13 protein-coding genes are annotated in these 17,327 nt (G+C 56.6%); all 13 read left to right on the forward strand.

Features of this window, described 5'->3' with window-relative positions; genetic code table 11:
• Positions 1-275: 275 nt before the first annotated feature.
• The 13 genes from I6L34_RS21590 to I6L34_RS21650 all read left to right on the forward strand — a co-directional run bounded on the left by I6L34_RS21590 (position 276) and on the right by I6L34_RS21650 (position 17,273).
• Complete coding sequence (locus I6L34_RS21590; protein ID WP_005351925.1) at positions 276-737, forward strand: hypothetical protein; 462 nt, start codon at positions 276-278, stop codon at positions 735-737.
• A 93-nt stretch (positions 738-830) separates the two neighbouring features.
• Positions 831-1,289: a GAF domain-containing protein gene (locus I6L34_RS21595; protein WP_088868948.1), complete on the forward strand. Its 459-nt coding sequence runs from the start codon at positions 831-833 to the stop codon at positions 1,287-1,289.
• 102 nt (positions 1,290-1,391) lie between these two features.
• Positions 1,392-2,039 (forward strand): RNA chaperone ProQ, encoded by a 648-nt coding sequence (proQ, locus tag I6L34_RS21600; protein WP_216955321.1) that lies wholly within the window; start codon positions 1,392-1,394, stop codon positions 2,037-2,039.
• Between the two features lie 8 nt (positions 2,040-2,047).
• Positions 2,048-4,063: a carboxy terminal-processing peptidase gene (gene prc / locus I6L34_RS21605; protein ID WP_005351922.1), complete on the forward strand. Its 2,016-nt coding sequence runs from the start codon at positions 2,048-2,050 to the stop codon at positions 4,061-4,063.
• 144 nt (positions 4,064-4,207) lie between these two features.
• Positions 4,208-6,832 carry an aminopeptidase N gene (gene pepN / locus I6L34_RS21610; RefSeq protein WP_216955322.1) on the forward strand — a complete coding sequence of 875 codons (2,625 nt, stop codon included), beginning with the start codon at positions 4,208-4,210 and terminating at the stop codon, positions 6,830-6,832.
• A gap of 70 nt (positions 6,833-6,902) precedes the next feature.
• A complete protein-coding gene (locus I6L34_RS21615; protein WP_216955323.1) occupies positions 6,903-7,124 on the forward strand; it encodes a DUF2835 family protein in 222 nt (73 codons plus the stop codon).
• 278 nt (positions 7,125-7,402) lie between these two features.
• The gene (locus tag I6L34_RS21620; RefSeq protein ID WP_075114645.1) at positions 7,403-12,241 is read left to right on the forward strand and encodes an NAD-glutamate dehydrogenase; all 4,839 of its coding nucleotides are present in this window, start codon (positions 7,403-7,405) and stop codon (positions 12,239-12,241) included.
• Between the two features lie 77 nt (positions 12,242-12,318).
• Positions 12,319-13,329: a quinone-dependent dihydroorotate dehydrogenase gene (gene pyrD / locus I6L34_RS21625; protein ID WP_005336601.1), complete on the forward strand. Its 1,011-nt coding sequence runs from the start codon at positions 12,319-12,321 to the stop codon at positions 13,327-13,329.
• 90 nt (positions 13,330-13,419) lie between these two features.
• Entirely contained in the window at positions 13,420-13,956 is a 537-nt protein-coding gene (locus tag I6L34_RS21630; RefSeq protein ID WP_005336600.1) for a cell division protein ZapC, read from the forward strand.
• Positions 13,957-14,336: 380 nt separating this feature from the next.
• Complete coding sequence (locus I6L34_RS21635; RefSeq protein WP_058058151.1) at positions 14,337-14,600, forward strand: type B 50S ribosomal protein L31; 264 nt, start codon at positions 14,337-14,339, stop codon at positions 14,598-14,600.
• Positions 14,601-14,726: a type B 50S ribosomal protein L36 gene (gene ykgO / locus I6L34_RS21640; RefSeq protein WP_005336596.1), complete on the forward strand. Its 126-nt coding sequence runs from the start codon at positions 14,601-14,603 to the stop codon at positions 14,724-14,726.
• A gap of 139 nt (positions 14,727-14,865) precedes the next feature.
• Complete coding sequence (gene rlmKL, locus I6L34_RS21645) at positions 14,866-17,043, forward strand: bifunctional 23S rRNA (guanine(2069)-N(7))-methyltransferase RlmK/23S rRNA (guanine(2445)-N(2))-methyltransferase RlmL (protein WP_058057024.1); 2,178 nt, start codon at positions 14,866-14,868, stop codon at positions 17,041-17,043.
• Positions 17,043-17,273 carry a glutaredoxin family protein gene (locus tag I6L34_RS21650; protein WP_021230102.1) on the forward strand — a complete coding sequence of 77 codons (231 nt, stop codon included), beginning with the start codon at positions 17,043-17,045 and terminating at the stop codon, positions 17,271-17,273. The genes rlmKL and I6L34_RS21650 overlap by 1 nt, the downstream gene beginning before the upstream one ends.
• Positions 17,274-17,327: the final 54 nt, after the last annotated feature.

Raw genomic sequence — 17,327 nt, forward strand, 5'->3', positions numbered from 1 at the left:
ATTCCGCTTCCGATGCTGCTGTTGTTTGGTTTTGTATCCGGAGAACCGGACTGGCTTCATCAGCCACCGCCGACCAGTTGTTAACATCTGTTAACGAAAGGAAAAGCAAAAGATGGCTAAATGAAAACTGCATGGGAATGATACTGAACTGACAGGTAAAATAACAGTATAAACAGTGATATATTTGGCTCCGTCCGGTCTCGATATGGCAGTTTTTTACCTTGTTCGAGATCACAAAAAACTATTTTAATTGCATCTTAATCGGGCTGTTTTTGATGAAAGAGAGACTTACCGCACGTAAAGTTTTGCACCTCGTACTGGTATTGGCGCTGTTATTGGCGCTGATGGCCTATCGCACCTGGTTTTCGGCCGATAACAGCGTCTCTGCTGACCAGAAAAAAGATCAGATTTGTGATCTTTCCCACACCCCTTGCAGCGCGCTGATTGGTGACAAGCCGCTGACGGTCGCCATCAAGGAATTACCGCTGCGCGCTGAACATGACTTTGCCATCGCTATTACCGGCGGCGATCCGGCCATCAAACCGGTGAAAGCGACACTCGAAGGCAAAGATATGTTTATGGGCACCATTCCGGTGAGTTTTGAAGAAATAGACGGACAGTGGCAGGGGGTGACCCAGGTGGGGAGCTGTACATCACCCGTCATGATCTGGTTGTTAAATATCGAGTGGAGTAATGGTCAACGCCAGCAATTGGCGCTTTCCGTTGCCCGGGAATAACGGCGCAAGAGGTGGAGAGTGGAAAAAATATTTGAAATTTCCCGGCCAGGCGTTACCTTCCCCAAACCATCAGGGAGTGAAGTTCATTTAATCATGATTGAAAAACAACCGTTTTATCGCACCCTCAACCAGCAGGCCAAGGCGCTGCTGGAGGGGGAAACCGATCTGATTGCCAATCTGGCCAACCTATCCGCGCTGCTGAATCAGGAGCTGGAGGAGATCAACTGGGTCGGTTTTTATCTGTTGCAGGGCGAGACCCTGGTATTGGGGCCATTTCAGGGCAAACCGGCCTGCGTGCGGATCCCGGTCGGCCGTGGGGTGTGTGGTACGGCAGTGGCAGAGGGGAAAACCCAGCTCATTGACGATGTCCACCAGTTCGACGGTCACATCGCTTGTGATGGCGCGAGCAACTCGGAAATCGTGATCCCGGTGCGCCGTGGTGGCGAGATCATCGGGGTACTCGATATCGACAGTCCGATTTTTAACCGTTTCGACCAGCAAGACCGGATTGGCCTCGAAGAAACGGTGCAAATTTTGGAAAGCATGCTCTAAGTCATTGCTAGATGGTTCGCAAAAGGCCCCAAGCTCTCTATAATGGGGCCTTTGTTGTGCTCGGGACGTGCCCGTGCGTTTATATGAAAGCCAAGGTTATACATGGAAAACACTGAGAAGCTGAAGAACAGTAAAGAGATCGTTGCCTACCTGGTCGAGAAATTCCCGGCCTGCTTCGTTGCTGAAGGAGAGGCCAAGCCGCTCAAGATTGGCATCTTCCAGGATTTGGCCGAGCGTCTTGCTGACGATGCCAGAGTCTCCAAGACCATGCTGCGTTCCGCACTGCGTCAATACACCTCCAGCTGGCGCTACCTGCACGGTCTCAAAGCTGGCCAGGCTCGCGTTGATCTGGATGGCAACCCGGGCGAGCTGTTGACCGAAGAACACATCGAGCACGCCAAGCAAGCTCTGAAAGAGAGCAAAGAGCGCGTATTCGCCAGCCGTCGTACCAATACCAAAGAGAAGGATGAGAAGGCCAAGAAGCCCCGTCGTCCTGCTGTGCGCAAAACCGAGAAAACCGAGAAAGCTGATGTAGCTGCCAAGCCGAAAGCTGCCGCCAAGGCACCGGTCGCTGACACTCCGCTGGTTAAAGTGGATGCCGCTACGCTGAAAGTGGGCCAGGATGTGCGCGTCGTTATGGGTAAATTCCCGGTTCCGGCAACCATCAAGGAAGTAACCAAGGACGATGTACAGGTCCAACTGCAGACCGGCATGATGGTGCGGGTCAAATCAGAGCACTTGGTTCTCTAAGGAGACAAATGTTGAAGCATGGCGTAATTCGTTTTTCCCTCGTTGCCTGTAGCCTGGCGCTTGCCGGGCTTGCACAGGCCATCGAGCCGGTGCTCAAGGAGAGTGATTTGCCTGTGTTGGCTCAAGAGAGCCAACATGCTACGGCCAGCAAGCGAATTACCAATCTGTTTACCCGCTCGCACTACAAACAGTTCAAGCTGGACGATGCCTTTTCCTCCGTGATTTTCGATAAATATCTGGAGAATCTGGACTACAGCCGCAACCTGTTTTTGGCCTCTGATATCAGCCGTTTTGAAAAGTACCGTAACGGTTTTGACACCGACCTCGAAAGAGGCCGTCTGGCTCCCGCCTACGAGATGTTCAACCTGAGTCAGCAGCGGCGTTATGAGCGGTTCGAATACGCCCTCAAACTGCTTGATACTCCTTTCGATTTTACCCAGACCGACAACTATGTGTTTGATCGGGAAGGGGCGGCTTGGCCCAAAGATGAAGCAGAGCTCAACGAGCTGTGGCGTCAGCGGGTCAAGTTCGATGCCCTGAGTCTCAAGCTCAGCGGCAAGGAGTGGCCCGAGATCAAGGAGCTGCTTGGCAAGCGTTACAACAACGCCATCAAGCGGATGTCCCAGACCGAGAGCGAGGATGTCTTCCAGCTCTTCATGAACTCCTTCGCTCGCGCCATCGAACCGCACACCAGTTACCTCTCACCGCGCAGTGCCGATCGTTTCAATACCGAGATGAACCTCTCGCTCGAGGGGATTGGTGCCGTGTTGCAGGCGGAAGATGACTTTACCGTCATCCGTTCTCTGGTGCCTGGTGGCCCGGCTGCCAAATCCAACCACCTCAAACCCGATGACAAGATCACCGGGGTGGGGCAGGAAGATGGCAAGATTGTCGATGTGATCGGCTGGCGTCTTGATGACGTAGTCGAGCTCATCAAGGGGCCCAAAGGGAGCAAGGTCAAGCTGGAGATCCAGCGCGGCAAAGGCGCAACTGCCAAGACCGAGCAGATCGAGCTGACCCGCGACAAGGTGCGCCTTGAAGATCGGGCTGCCAAGTCCAAGGTGATTAACGCCGAAGGCAAGAAGATTGGTGTCATCGAGATCCCGAGTTTCTACGTCAATCTGCACGATGACGTGATCAAGGAGCTCTCGAGCCTCAACAAGAAGAAGATCGATGGCTTGATCATTGATCTGCGCGGTAACGGCGGCGGCGCTCTGACTGAAGCTTCCGCCCTCAGCGGTCTCTTCTTTGCCAGCGGTCCCGTGGTGCAAATTCGTGATCACATGGGCCGTATCACGGTCAATGGCGATGACGATGGCAACGTCTACTACGGCGGCCCGATGTCGGTGATGATCGACCGCTACAGTGCCTCGGCTTCCGAGATCTTCGCTGCGGCCATGCAGGATTATGGCCGCGCGTTGATTCTGGGTGAAAACTCGTTCGGCAAGGGGACGGTGCAGCAGCATCGCAGCCTCGCCAAGGTCTATGACTTCTACGAGCAGCCGCTGGGTCACGTGCAGTACACCATCGCCAAGTTCTACCGGATCGACGGTGGCAGCACCCAGAACAAGGGCGTTGCGCCGGATATCAGCTTCCCGACACCGGTTGCTCCGGAAGAGACGGGCGAAAGCCGTGAGTTCAATGCGTTGCCGTGGGACAAGATTGCCTCCGCCAACTACGAGAAACTCGGCAACTTTGCCAGCGTACTGCCCAAGTTGCAGGCGGCGCACGATGCCCGGATCGCCAAGGATCCCGAGTTTGCCTATGTGATGCAGGACATCGCCGACTACAAGGAGGAGAAAGACAAGAAGTCGGTCTCCCTCAACGAGGCGGAGCGTGTTGCAGAGCAGGCGAAACAGGATGAGAAAGCGCTCAAACGTACCAACGAGCGTCTGGCACGTCTTGGCAAGCCGGCGGTGAAGAGTCTGGATGAGCTGCCCGCTGATTTTGAAGCGCCGGATGAGTATCTCATCGAAGCGGCCAATATCACGGCAGATCTGGCCAAGGTCAGCAAACGCAGCTGACAAAGCGACCTCCAATGCACAAGGGCGACTGCGGTCGCCCTTTCTTTTTGTCTGGCGTATCTGACGTAATGCAAATTGTTTGACCCCGCCAGTTGGTTGTGACAGCCTCTTTCTCGCCTTTAACAAGCGTGGAAGCAGACAATAATGACCGATCACTCCCAGGCCATGACGGCCAAATATCGCCAGGATTATCAGGCGCCGCTCTACTGGATCGACACCATCGACCTCGATTTCCAACTGCAGGGGCCGCTGACCCAGGTCACCGCCATCACCCGCATTCGTCGCAACGGCGAGCACAATGCGCCGCTCGTCCTCGATGGTGAGCAACTGACCCTCAAAAGCGTTGCCATTGATGGCATTCCCTGTGACCACTACGAGCAAGGCGAGAGCAGTTTGACCCTGTTCAACCTGCCGGCCGAATGTGTGCTGACCATTGTCACCCTGCTGGATCCGGCCGCCAACACCGCTCTGGAAGGGCTTTACAAGTCAGGCGATGCCTACTGCACCCAGTGTGAAGCGGAAGGTTTTCGCCGCATAACCTATTATCTGGACCGCCCCGACATTCTGGCGCGCTACAGCACCCGCATTACCGCCGACAAAGCCCAGTTCCCCTTCCTGCTCTCGAATGGCAACAAGGTCGACAGCGGTGATCTCGATGGCGGCCGTCATTTCGTACAGTGGCAGGATCCTTTCCCCAAACCGAGCTACCTGTTTGCGCTGGTTGCCGGTGATTTCGATGTGGAGCGCAGCCACTACACCACCAAGAGCGGCCGCAAGGTGGCCCTCGAGATCTTCGTCGACAAGGGCAACCTCGATCGCGCCGGTTTTGCCATGGAGAGCCTCATTAACTCTATGCGCTGGGACGAGCAGCGTTTCGGCCTCGAGTATGATCTCGACATCTACATGATCGTTGCGGTGGACTTCTTCAACATGGGCGCCATGGAGAACAAGGGGCTCAACATCTTCAACTCCAAGTTCGTGCTGGCCAATCCGGCCACCGCCACCGATAGCGACTACCACGGCATCGAACGGGTGATCGGTCATGAGTATTTCCACAACTGGACCGGCAACCGCGTCACCTGTCGCGACTGGTTCCAGCTCAGCCTGAAAGAGGGGCTGACAGTGTTCCGGGATCAGGAGTTCTCCTCTGATCTGGGCTCCCGTGGCGTCAATCGCATCAACAACGTGCGTACCGTCCGCGGCCCGCAGTTTGCGGAAGATGCCGGCCCCATGGCGCACCCGATCCGCCCGGATGTGGTGATCGAGATGAACAACTTCTACACCCTGACCGTTTATGAAAAAGGGTCGGAAGTGATCCGCATGATGCACACCCTGCTGGGGGAAGATGCCTTCCAGGCCGGTATGCGTCTCTACTTCGAGCGTCACGACGGCTCGGCCGCTACTTGTGATGATTTCGTGCAGGCGATGGAGGATGCTTCCGGTGTGGATCTCGGTCGTTTCCGTCGCTGGTACAGCCAGTCCGGCACCCCCGAGCTGACCGTGACCGACGAGTACGATGCCGCCAGCGGTATCTATCGCCTTCATGTGAGCCAGCACACCCCGCCGACTCAGGATCAACCGCAAAAGCTGCCGCTGCACATCCCTCTCGATATCGAGCTTTATGACGAGCAGGGTGCCGTCATTGCGCTGCAGTATCAGGGAAAGGCCATCGGCAACGTGCTCGACGTGCTGGAAGCGGAGCAGACCTTCGAATTCGATCGGGTGCCGGTCAAGCCTGTTCCCTCCCTGCTGCGGGACTTCTCCGCGCCGGTCAAGCTGCACTATGACTACAGCGACGAAGCGCTCGCCTTCCTGATGCGCTTTGCCCGCAACGAGTTTGCCCGCTGGGATGCTGCCCAGATGCTGATCAACAAGGCGGTCATCGACGGAGTGGCGCGGGTCCTGCACGGGCAGGGGGTTGAGCTCTCCCAAACCCTGTTGGCAGCCTTCGTCGCCATTCTGGACGACAGTGAACTGGATTTGGCCCTCAAGGCGGAGATCCTGGCGCTGCCCGGTGAGGCGACCCTGGCCGAGCTGTTCGAGGTGGCCGATATCGATGCCATCCATCAGGTACGCGACGCGATCCACACCCGTCTTGCCGAGGCCTTTGGTTCGCGCTTGGCGGCAACCTATCAGAGTTTGCGTCTGAACGGTTATCAGGTGGTGCATGCCGACATGGCCAAACGGGCCCTCAAAGGGGTCGTGCTCGGCTATCTGGCGGCACTGGATGCGGAGCATGCTGATGCGCTGGTGCGCGAGCAGTATGCAACTGCCGACAACATGACCGACACCCTGGCGGCGTTGCAGGTGGCCAACGGCTATCTGTTGCCATGCCGTGCCGCGCTGTTGTCCGATTTTGAAGGCAAGTGGGCCAAGGATGGACTGGTGCTGGACAACTGGCTTCGGCTGATTGGCAGCAAACCGGCTGCCGATGTGCTGAGTGAAGTGAAACAGGCGATGAATCACCCCACTTTCAGCATTCGCAATCCGAACCGGCTGCGGGCGCTGATCGGCAGCTTCGCCATGAGCAATCAGGTGCAGTTCCATACGGTGGATGGCAGCGGTTACCGTTTCCTGACCGATCTGCTGATCGAGCTCAACGAGGTCAATCCGCAGGTGGCCTCCCGCCTCATCACTCCGCTTATCCAGTTCAAGCGACTGGATGAGGCGCGCAAGGCGCTGGTCCGCGCCGAGCTGACCCGTCTTGCCAACCTTGAGGGGCTGGCACGGGATCTGTTCGAGAAGGTCAGCAAGGCGCTGCAGCAGTAAGTATCGACGGGGCAGGGGCGTGAATGCGCCTGCCCCTATTGTGTGATTTGTCGTGTGATCAGGAGCAAGCGTGAAGCAGTTTACTTTTCGGCTCTCATTGAATAGCGATGAGGTGATGCTGATGTATCAGGGCCATGCCAGACGGCTGGTGGTGCGTACCGAGCAGGGATTAACCATCGAGCTGGGATTGGAGAAAATCCGGCCATTTGTCGCTGTCAGCGGGGTTCATGGCTATTTTCGGCTCAAAACTCAGGACGATTATCGCTTCATCAGTCTCGAACGCATAAGTTAACAAAAATCGAACAGATTACCGACTGTTTATCTGCTTTGCGTCACTATCTATCCGGTAAACTGGCACAAAGGTAGTGGGAATTTCTGTATTTTTGGTTATTTGCAAAATTTCTCACAGTTTAAGCCGTGATCTGTACCTTGTTTTTAACATCTCGTTAGCACCTTTCCTCGCCTTCCCTTAGCCAAGCCATTACACTTCGCAACAACTCTGCACCAGCGGGTAACCAGGGTGGTTGCCTCTGCGTCGGTGGTTAATGTCGTCCGATAAGGAATATAAAAATGGCATTGAAAGACGCCCCTACCTCAGTTCTGCTCGAAAACGTTCTCAGTCTGATCCATCAGAAGTTGCCCAAAAACAGTGCCTCTCTGGTCGAGCGCTTCGTTGCCAAGTTCTACGGCAACATGGCGAGCTCCGATCTGCACGATCGCAATGACAGCGATCTCTACGGCGCGGCCCTTAGCCTGTGGAATGCCCTCAATCTGCGCACCGGCACCGATCCCTACATCCGGGTCTACAATCCCGAGCTGACCCGTCACGGCTGGCAATCGCCCCATACCATCGTCGAGGTGATCCTGCAGGACTCCCCCTTCCTGGTGGACTCCATCCGGATGGCACTCAAGCGACTCAATATCACCGCCCACATGATGTTGCACCAACCGCTGCACCTCATTCGTGGTGCGGATGGCAAGATTGACGCCATTCTGGAGCTCGACAACACCGACGGGCAGACCTCGGTTGAAACGGCATTCCTTATCGAGATCGATCACCTCACCAGCGAGGAGCAGATGGCCGCGCTGGCTGCCGAGCTTAACTCGGTGGCCGGTGAAGTGGCGCTGGCAGTCGGCGACTGGCAGCCCATGCTGGCCAAGCTCAATGAGATCATCGACGAACTGCCCAAGCGCAAGCACCCGGTCAGCAAGGAGGAGGTGGCCTCCTGCGTTGCCTTTCTCAAATGGGTGGCTGCCCACAACTTCACCCTGATGGGGTATCGCCGTTACGACGTCAAGGCCGTGGAGGGGGATCACGAGATCCTGCCGCAGGCGAGCTCCAGCCTGGGGCTGATGAAGAACTCCATCAAGGAGGTGGGTCAGCGCCTTGGCAACATGCCGGCCAGCGCCCGTCACGCCGCCCTGAGTTCTGACCTGCTGATCCTCACCAAATCCAACAGCAAGTCACGGGTGCACCGTCCGGCCTATGTGGATTACATCGGCATCAAGCGCTTTGACGAGCATGGCAAGGTGATCGGGGAAGATCGCTTCATAGGTCTTTACGCCTCTTCCATCTACAACACCAGCGCGACCCAGATCCCGCTCATCAGCCATCGTCTCGAACGCATCATGGCTGCCTCTGGTCACGAGAAGGGCTCCCACGCCTACAAGGCGCTGCTGAACGTGCTGGAAACCTATCCCCGTGACGAGCTGATCCAGGCCCGTGAAGAGGAGCTGCTGGCCACCGGTCTTGGCGTGCTGGAGATGCAGGAGCGGGACATGCTGCGGCTGTTCGTGCGCCGGGATGTCTATGGTCGTTTCTTCTCCTGCATGGTCTATGTCACCAAGGAGCGCTACAACACGGCGCTGCGGATCAAAACCCAGCAAATTTTGCAGAAGTATTTTGGCAGCAACGAAGAGGTGGAGTTCAACGTCTACTTCACCGAAGGCGTGCTGGCACGGACCCACTACATAGTGCGGGTCAACAACAACAACGTGGATGTGGATGTGAACGAAGTACAGAACAACCTGATTGAAGCGGCCCGCAGCTGGGACGATCGACTCGACTCCGTGCTGCTTTCCCACTATGGCGAGGCCCGTGGCAACGAGCTGCGCCGCCGTTTCAGTACCGCCTTCCCCCGTGCTTACAAGGAAGATGTGCTGCCTGGCTCTGCCGTGGCCGACATCATGGCGCTCGATAACCTGAGCGAAGCCGAGCCGCTGGGGATGCTGTTTTACCGCGCGCAGGAGGAGGAGAACGACCGTCGGGTACGGCTCAAGCTGTTCCACCGTACCGAACCCATTCACCTCTCCGACGTGCTGCCGATGCTGGAGAACATGGGACTGCGGGTGATCGGCGAGACCCCGTATCAGGTACGCACTCCGGGGGGCGATCTGTTCTGGATCCTCGACTTCTCCATGTTGCTGCACGGCGAGCAGCCCTTTGATCTGGCCCAGAGCCAGCAGCGCTTCCAGCAGGCGTTTGCCGCCATCTGGAACAAGCAGCTGGAAGATGACGGCTTCAACCGGCTGGTGCTGGGGGCGGGACTTACCGGCCGCCAAGTGTCGGTGCTGCGCGCCTATGCCAAATACATGCGTCAGACCGGCGTTTCCTTCAGCCAGTCCTATATCGAAGAGACCCTGACCCGTTACCCCGACATTGCCCAGTTGCTGTTTGCTCTGTTCGAACAGCGCCTGGATCCTGTCGGCAAGCAGGACGCCAAGGTACAGGCCAAGCTGCACGAGGAGCTTGCCGCCAAGCTGGATCAGGTGGCCAACCTGGATGACGATCGCATCATCCGCCGCTATGTGGAGATGATCGACGCTACCCTGCGCACCAACTACTACCAGCTGGACAAGGCGGGCAACATCAAGCCCTACATCTCCTTCAAACTGGCGCCGTCCAGCATCACCGACATGCCACTGCCGCTGCCGAAATTCGAGATCTTCGTTTACTCGCCGCGGGTGGAAGGGGTGCATCTGCGCTGGGGCAAGGTTGCCCGTGGCGGCCTGCGCTGGTCCGATCGTAAAGAAGATTTCCGTACTGAAGTGCTGGGTCTGGTGAAAGCCCAACAGGTGAAGAACACCGTCATTGTGCCGGTGGGGGCCAAGGGCGGTTTCTACTGCAAACAGATGCCGGTGGGGGCACCCCGTGCCGTCATCCAGGAGGAGGGCAAGGCCTGTTATCGTCTGTTTATTCGCGGTCTGCTCGATGTGACTGACAACATCATCGGCGGCGAGGTGATCCCGCCCAAATCCGTGGTGCGTCACGATGAGGATGACTACTACCTGGTAGTCGCCGCAGACAAGGGCACAGCCACCTTCTCGGATATTGCCAACGAGATCAGCCTCGAATACGGTCACTGGCTCGGCGATGCATTCGCCTCCGGCGGCTCGGTCGGTTACGACCACAAGAAGATGGGCATCACCGCCCGTGGTGCCTGGGAGTCGGTCAAGCGGCATTTTCGTGAAATTGGCGTCAACTGCCAGACCACCGACTTCACTTGCGTGGGGATTGGGGACATGGCCGGCGACGTGTTCGGCAACGGCATGCTGCTCTCCGAGCACACCCGGCTGGTGGGTGCGTTCAACCACATGCACATCTTCGTTGACCCTACTCCGGATGCGGCCAAGAGCTTTGTCGAGCGCCAGCGCCTGTTCGATCTGCCGGGCTCCAGCTGGGATGACTACAACCGTGAGCTGATATCACAAGGGGGCGGCATCTTCTTGCGCTCTGCCAAGTCCATCAAGCTTAGCCCCGAGATGCAGACCCTGCTCGGCACTGACAAGGCCAGCATGGCGCCGAACGAGCTGATCAAGGCGCTGCTTTGCCTCAATGTCGACCTGCTGTGGAACGGCGGCATCGGCACCTATGTGAAGAGCGCTCGCGAGAGCGATGCCGAGGTGGGCGATCGCAGTAACGATGCTCTGCGGGTCAATGGTCGCGATCTGCGGGCCCGTATTGTGGGTGAGGGGGGCAACCTTGGCTTTACCCAGCTCGGCCGGGTGGAGTACGCCAGTCAGGGCGGTCGCATCAACACCGATTTTACCGACAACGTGGGCGGTGTGGACTGCTCCGACAACGAGGTGAACATCAAGATCCTGCTGAACCAATTGGTGGCGGCAGGGGATCTGACCCTCAAGCAGCGTAACCAGATGCTGTATGAGATGACCGACGACGTGGCGCAGATCGTGATCACCAACGCCTATCGCCAGTCCCAGTCCATCTCGGTCACCAGCTTCCGCGGTTCTGAACAACTGAAAGAACAACAGCGCTTTATTCAGGGGCTGGAGCGGGAAGGCAAGCTCGATCGTGCGCTGGAGTTCCTCCCCTCTGACGAAGAACTCTCCGAACGGATGGCGGCAGGGCAGGGGCTGACCCGCCCCGAACTGGCGGTGCTGGTGGCCTACGGCAAGATGGTGCTGAAAGAGCAGCTCAACTGCCCGGAAGTGACCGACGAGCCCTTCCTCGCCAACATGCTGGTCACCAGCTTCCCGGCCAAAGTACAGCAGCAGTTTGGTGCCCAGCTGGCCGATCACCCGCTACGCGGCGAGATAATCGCTACCCGGGTGGCCAACATGCTGGTCAACGACATGGGGCTCAACTTCGCCAGCCGGATGAAGGACGAGACCGGTGCCTCGGTCGCCGAAGTGGCCTGCTGCTTTGCCATGGCCCGCGAAGTGTTTGGCATGAACCAGTTGTGGCGCGATATCGAAGGGTGCGACAACCTGGTGGATGCCCAGACTCAGCTCGAACTGATGTTCTACAGCCGCCGCATCGTGCGCCGTGCCACCCGCTGGTTCCTGCGCGCCCGCAATCGCAGCTGGAGCATCAGCGAGAACATCGCCTTCTTCCGCCCGGCGTTCGAAACCTTAGGGAAGCACCTCTACGAGGTCATGGATGAGAGCGAAGTGGCCGAGCATCGTCAGGTTGTAGCCAAGTGGATGGAGAAACAGGTGCCGGAGGCCATTGCCCGTCAGGTCGCCCATATGAGCAGCCTCTTCTCCAGCCTGGATCTGGCGCAGATTGCCGCGGAGCACAAGACCGATATCCTGCGTGCCGCCAATGTCTACTATCGCCTCGGAGCCAAACTGGATCTGCACTGGTTCCTCGACCAGATCAACCATCAGCCAGTCGGCAACCACTGGCAGGCGATGGCGCGTGCCTCCTTCCGCGAAGATCTTGACTGGCAGCAACGCAGTCTCACTTCTGTGGTACTGGAAGGGTGCAAAGATCAGGGAGAATGCGCTACCATACTGGCCGACTGGATTTCGGAGCATGAGCAACTCTTGTCCCGTTGGACCCACATGTTGGCCGACTTCAAGACCACCAGTACCCACGAGTTCGCCAAGTTCTCGGTGGCCTTGCGAGAGTTGAACCTGCTCCAGTTGAATTGTCGGGCACTTTAATTGCCAGATTAAGGCATGACACCGACATTACACCCAAAGCCCCGGCCAGTTGCCGGGGCTTTCTTTAAGGAGCAAAGATGTTGTACCCCATCGCCAGGCATTTCCTGTTCAAACTCAATCCGGAACAGGCTCACGATCTCTCCATGAAATATTTGCCCCGCCTTCTCGGTACGCCACTCGATTGTTTCTTCCGCCAGAATTTGCCGAAACGCCCCGTCACTGTCATGGGGCTTTCTTTTGCCAATCCGGTGGGATTGGCGGCCGGTCTGGATAAAGATGGTGAGTGCATTGACGCGCTGGGCGCCATGGGATTTGGTTTTATCGAAGTCGGTACCGTCACCCCCAGACCCCAAAGCGGCAATGACAAGCCGCGCCTGTTCCGGGTTATTCCGGCAGAGGGGATCATCAACCGGATGGGATTCAACAACAAGGGGGTGGATCATCTGGTGGCCAAGGTAAAAGAGGCCAAATATCAGGGAGTCATCGGCATTAATATCGGCAAGAACAAAGACACTCCCATCGAACAGGGCAAGGATGATTACCTGATCTGCATGGACAAGGTTTATGATCATGCCGGTTATATTGCCGTCAATATCTCTTCCCCCAACACCCCGGGTTTGCGTTCGCTGCAATATGGCGAGGCGCTGGATGAATTGCTGGCCGCCCTCAAGGTGCGTCAGCAAGAGCTGGCCGCTCAATATAAAAAGTATGTGCCGCTGGCGGTTAAAATTGCCCCGGATTTAAGCCTTGAAGAAATAGATCAGGTGGCTGCTTCGCTGGTACGGAATGGTATTGATGGGGTTATCGCCACCAATACCACCCTCGAGCGCGAGATGATTTATGACATGCCCCACGCCGGTGAAGCGGGTGGCCTGAGTGGTCGTCCGCTGCAGCACAAGAGTACCGAGGTGATCCGTCATCTGGCCAAGGCGCTCAATGGTGCTCTGCCAATTATCGGTGTGGGTGGTATTGATAGTGCCATGGCCGCTCGTGAAAAATTGGCCGCCGGTGCCAGTCTGGTACAAATTTATAGCGGCTTTATTTATAAAGGGCCGGGGTTGGTCAAAGAGATTGTGACCAATATTTAAGAAATAGATGGCGGAGCCCTTTATTTGACGTTGCTGATTTCCTGCATATGGAATAAAGTCAACTGGTAATTATCAAGTAAGGGCTCCAACATGTTTATCCAACCGACCGATAGCTGGCAATGGCACTATGATGCCCAGAGTGACCGTCTGATGTTGGACCTGTCTGATAACATGTTATTTGCGACCGAGTATAAAGGGCGACAATTGGTGCCCAGCTCGTTTACGACCCAACCTTTTTGTGTCGATGATGCCGCCCTCTATTATCAGTTGATGGATAAAGCAGCCGAACTTGAGTGGAGTATTCCCCATCAGGTTCAGTTGGTGCTTAATGCCATCGCGGTAAGTCGCTTTTATAAACCCCTGATGCCGCAAAGCTGGTTTTTTAGTGAACAGCATCCGCAAGTGATCCCGCAAAACGGTGATCTGGTCCTGATGAATACACCTCATGGTAACGGCGAATTTATGGTCATTGAGGCAGGGGATCAGGCCAGCGTCTGTTTGAACCTCACAGCCGATCTGGTATTGACCACCAGTAAAACCTTGCCGCGTTTCGGGGTGATCAAGGTGATGAATAACCGGATGAAACCGCGTATTACCGTGACCGAGCAATATCGTCAGGTCAGTTGATATATATTCATCAATCTTTTTATCTCTGTGATTACACCGCTGCCTGTTTTAACTGTGGACACCTCAATCGCGCCTCGTTTCTGATCCTTCATTGATCCGCGAACATCTTGCCCATTCTCATTGATCTTCATGGTTGTAATTCAGCCTATCTTGAGGCTTGTTACATCCACTTGCACCTTGTGTTCTGACCCACGCAGTATCTTGGTCTTCCGTGCTATAAGCATGGTGTCTCATTCTTGTTTCGTTCTGCTTGCGTAGTGCTTCCACCTCGCTATCAACACATCACTCACTGCTGCGATTTTCTTCATACGACATTTGATGCTTGAAACGAGAGCTATTCTCACTTACATTTTGTTATAACATAACAAAATGGAGTTGCCATGAAGCCTCATATTCATCCGGATTATCGTTTGGTGCTGTTCCATGACACGGCGGCAGATGCCTTTTTCCTGATCGGTTCAACCATCAAGAGCGATCGCCGCTATACGTGGCAAGACGGGAAGGAGTATCCCTACGTATCGCTCGATGTTTCCAGCCAGTCGCACTCGTTCTATACCGGCAAGCAGAAGCAGGTATCGAGCGAGGGGAGTGTGGCCCGTTTCAACAAGCGCTTTGGCGCATTTTCAAGCAAGAAGGAGTCCTGAATGCAGGTCGTCTGTTCACTCAAATCCGCACGGGCGCGTCATCCCGATTGTCAGTTGGTGCGCCGTCGGGGCAAATTGTTCGTGATTTGCAAAAGCAATCCCCGTTTCAAGGCTCGTATGAAGTGATCCGCTAAATGATGTCTGGCCCCATGATCTCGCCATCGGGTAGTCATGGGGCCTTTTACCTTTTCACCACCTATCAATCTGTTTCCATCCTGCTGTTTGCGCCGACTTTTGCATGCTCCAGCCCGCCTGATGAGGTATAATGCGGCACTATTTTTATGGGTTCCCCGTGAGCGTGATGAAAGAATTTTTTGCAACCTGCCCCAAGGGGCTGGAAAACCTGTTGGCCGACGAGCTGACCACCCTGGGCGCAGAGCAGGTCCGTGAGACCGTGGCTGGCGTTCACTTCAAAGGCGAACTGGCAATTGGCTACAAGGCCTGCCTGTGGAGTCGTTTTGCCTCCCGTATTGTGCTGGTGCTGTCCGAATTCCAGATGAACGACGATCTGGATCTCTATCTGGGTGCCCACACCATCCCCTGGGAAGAGCACTTCTCCGGTACCTCTACCATCGCGGTGGACTTTACCGGTACCAACCCCGCCATTCGCAATACCCAATATGGCGCGCTGAAGATCAAGGATGCCATCGTCGACCGCTTCACCAAGCGCGGTCACGTGCGTCCGGACGTGGACAAAAAGTCGCCTGATATCCGTATCATGGCGCACCTGGGCAAAGGCAAGGCCAATATCACGCTGGACTTGTCAGGCCCGGCGCTGCACCAGCGTTTCTATCGTCAAGGCACAGGTGAAGCACCGCTCAAAGAGAACCTGGCCTGCGCCATGATTGCCCGTAGTGGCTGGGCCGGTGAGCCCATGATGGACCCTATGTGCGGTTCCGGTACCTTGCTGATTGAAGCGGCCTTTATCGCCGCCGACATGGCACCGGCGCTGCGCCGCGAGCGCTTCGGTTTCGATCGCTGGCTGCAGCACGATAGCGAGCTGTGGCAAAGCCTGATGATGGAAGCGCAAGTGCGCGCCAAACGCGGTATGCAGCGTTGTGAAGTGAAGCTGTTTGGTTGCGATGCGGACTCTCGCGTGCTGATGAAGGCGCGCGACAACGCCAAGGCGGCCGGTGTGGCCCACCTCATCACCTTCAAACAGGCCGATGTGACCCAGCTGGAAAACCCGCTGCCGATGCCGACTGTGGAAGGAGAGGCCCGTCAGGTCGGTATGCTGATCTCCAACCCGCCTTACGGCGAGCGTCTTGGCGAGTTCCCGGCCCTGCTGGAAGTGCATCAGGCGCTGGGCGATGCTCTGCGTCGCAGCTTCCAGGGTTGGAAAGTCTCCATTCTTTCTGCATCGCCCGAGCTGCTTAGCTGTCTGCGCCTGCGCGCCGACAAGCAATACCGCCTGTTCAACGGCGCCCTCGAGTGTCAGCTGCGTAATTATCAAATCGCGCTCGATGCCGTCGCCTCGCAAAAAGAGGTGGCGCAGGACTTTGCCAACCGTCTGCGCAAGAATCTGAAAGCGCTCGAGAAGTGGGCCAAGAAAGAGAATCTCGACTGCTATCGTCTCTACGACGCCGATCTGCCTGAGTACAACGCCGCCATCGACCGCTATCAGGACTATCTGGTGGTGCAGGAGTATGCCGCGCCCAAGGACATCCCCGCCCAGAAGACTCGTCAGCGTCTGCTCGACATGGTTCAGGCCGCCATCAAGGTGACCGGGATGGACGGCGAGAAGGTGATCCTGAAGGTGCGCGAGCGTCAGGAAGGCAAACAGCAATATCAGAAGCTCTCCGAAGAGCAGCACCGGATGGAAGTGCAGGAGTACGGTGCCCGTCTGTGGGTCAACCTCTACGACTATCTCGATACCGGCCTGTTCCTCGACCACCGTCAGACTCGCCGCATGCTGGGTCAGATGGCCAAGGGCAAGCGCTTCCTGAACCTGTTTGCCTACACCGGCAGTGCCACCGTGCACGCAGGTCTTGGCGGTGCCAGCGAAACCACCACAGTCGACATGTCCCACACCTACCTGAACTGGGCGCAGGACAACATGCGTCTCAACTCGCTGGTGGGCCGTCAGCACAAGTTTGTCCAGGCAGATTGCCTGAAGTGGTTGTCTGAAGCCGATGATCAGTACGACCTCATCTTCATCGATCCGCCCACCTTCTCCAACTCCAAGCGGATGGATGAGAGCTTCGACGTGCAGCGCGATCACCTGTTGCTGATGCAGCACCTGAAGCGCCTGCTGGCGGCGGACGGCACTCTGGTGTTCTCCAACAACAAGCGTCACTTCAAGATGGATCTGGCCGGTCTAGAGGCCACTGGTCTCAAGGCCCAGAACATCACCCAGAAGACGCGACCGAAGGATTTCGAACGTAACCAGCACATCCACAACTGCTGGATCATCACCCATGCGCCGGAGCAAGGCGAGGCGTGATGCTGACCCTGTTTCATACCGACGGTTGCCACCTGTGCGAGCAGGCCTGGGCGCTGGTGGAGGAGGCAGGCCTTGCCGCGACCACCCGCCAGTGCGACATCATGGATGATGAGCAGTGGCTTGCCGCCTATCGGGTGCGCATTCCGGTGCTGTGTGACGAGGCGGGCCGCGAGCTCGGCTGGCCCTTCACGCTGGTGGAGCTCAAGGGCTGGGCCGCCCGTCAGGGGTGAGAGTGATTGACGATAAAACGGGGGCAGACCTAGTCTGCTGCCCGTTTTTTTCAT

Origin of the sequence: Aeromonas sp. FDAARGOS 1404 (assembly GCF_019047085.1) — a bacterium.
GTDB classification, from domain to species: domain Bacteria; phylum Pseudomonadota; class Gammaproteobacteria; order Enterobacterales; family Aeromonadaceae; genus Aeromonas; species Aeromonas veronii.

Coding starts and splice junctions, on each gene's coding strand:
- I6L34_RS21630 (WP_005336600.1), top strand. CDS start 13,420: ATGTTTATCCAACCGACCGATAGCTGGCAATGGCACTATGATGCCCAG.
- I6L34_RS21595 (WP_088868948.1), top strand. CDS start 831: ATGATTGAAAAACAACCGTTTTATCGCACCCTCAACCAGCAGGCCAAG.
- ykgO (WP_005336596.1), top strand. CDS start 14,601: ATGCAGGTCGTCTGTTCACTCAAATCCGCACGGGCGCGTCATCCCGAT.
- pyrD (WP_005336601.1), top strand. CDS start 12,319: ATGTTGTACCCCATCGCCAGGCATTTCCTGTTCAAACTCAATCCGGAA.
- pepN (WP_216955322.1), top strand. CDS start 4,208: ATGACCGATCACTCCCAGGCCATGACGGCCAAATATCGCCAGGATTAT.
- I6L34_RS21590 (WP_005351925.1), top strand. CDS start 276: ATGAAAGAGAGACTTACCGCACGTAAAGTTTTGCACCTCGTACTGGTA.
- I6L34_RS21620 (WP_075114645.1), top strand. CDS start 7,403: ATGGCATTGAAAGACGCCCCTACCTCAGTTCTGCTCGAAAACGTTCTC.
- proQ (WP_216955321.1), top strand. CDS start 1,392: ATGGAAAACACTGAGAAGCTGAAGAACAGTAAAGAGATCGTTGCCTAC.
- prc (WP_005351922.1), top strand. CDS start 2,048: ATGTTGAAGCATGGCGTAATTCGTTTTTCCCTCGTTGCCTGTAGCCTG.
- I6L34_RS21650 (WP_021230102.1), top strand. CDS start 17,043: ATGCTGACCCTGTTTCATACCGACGGTTGCCACCTGTGCGAGCAGGCC.
- rlmKL (WP_058057024.1), top strand. CDS start 14,866: ATGCGGCACTATTTTTATGGGTTCCCCGTGAGCGTGATGAAAGAATTT.
- I6L34_RS21635 (WP_058058151.1), top strand. CDS start 14,337: ATGAAGCCTCATATTCATCCGGATTATCGTTTGGTGCTGTTCCATGAC.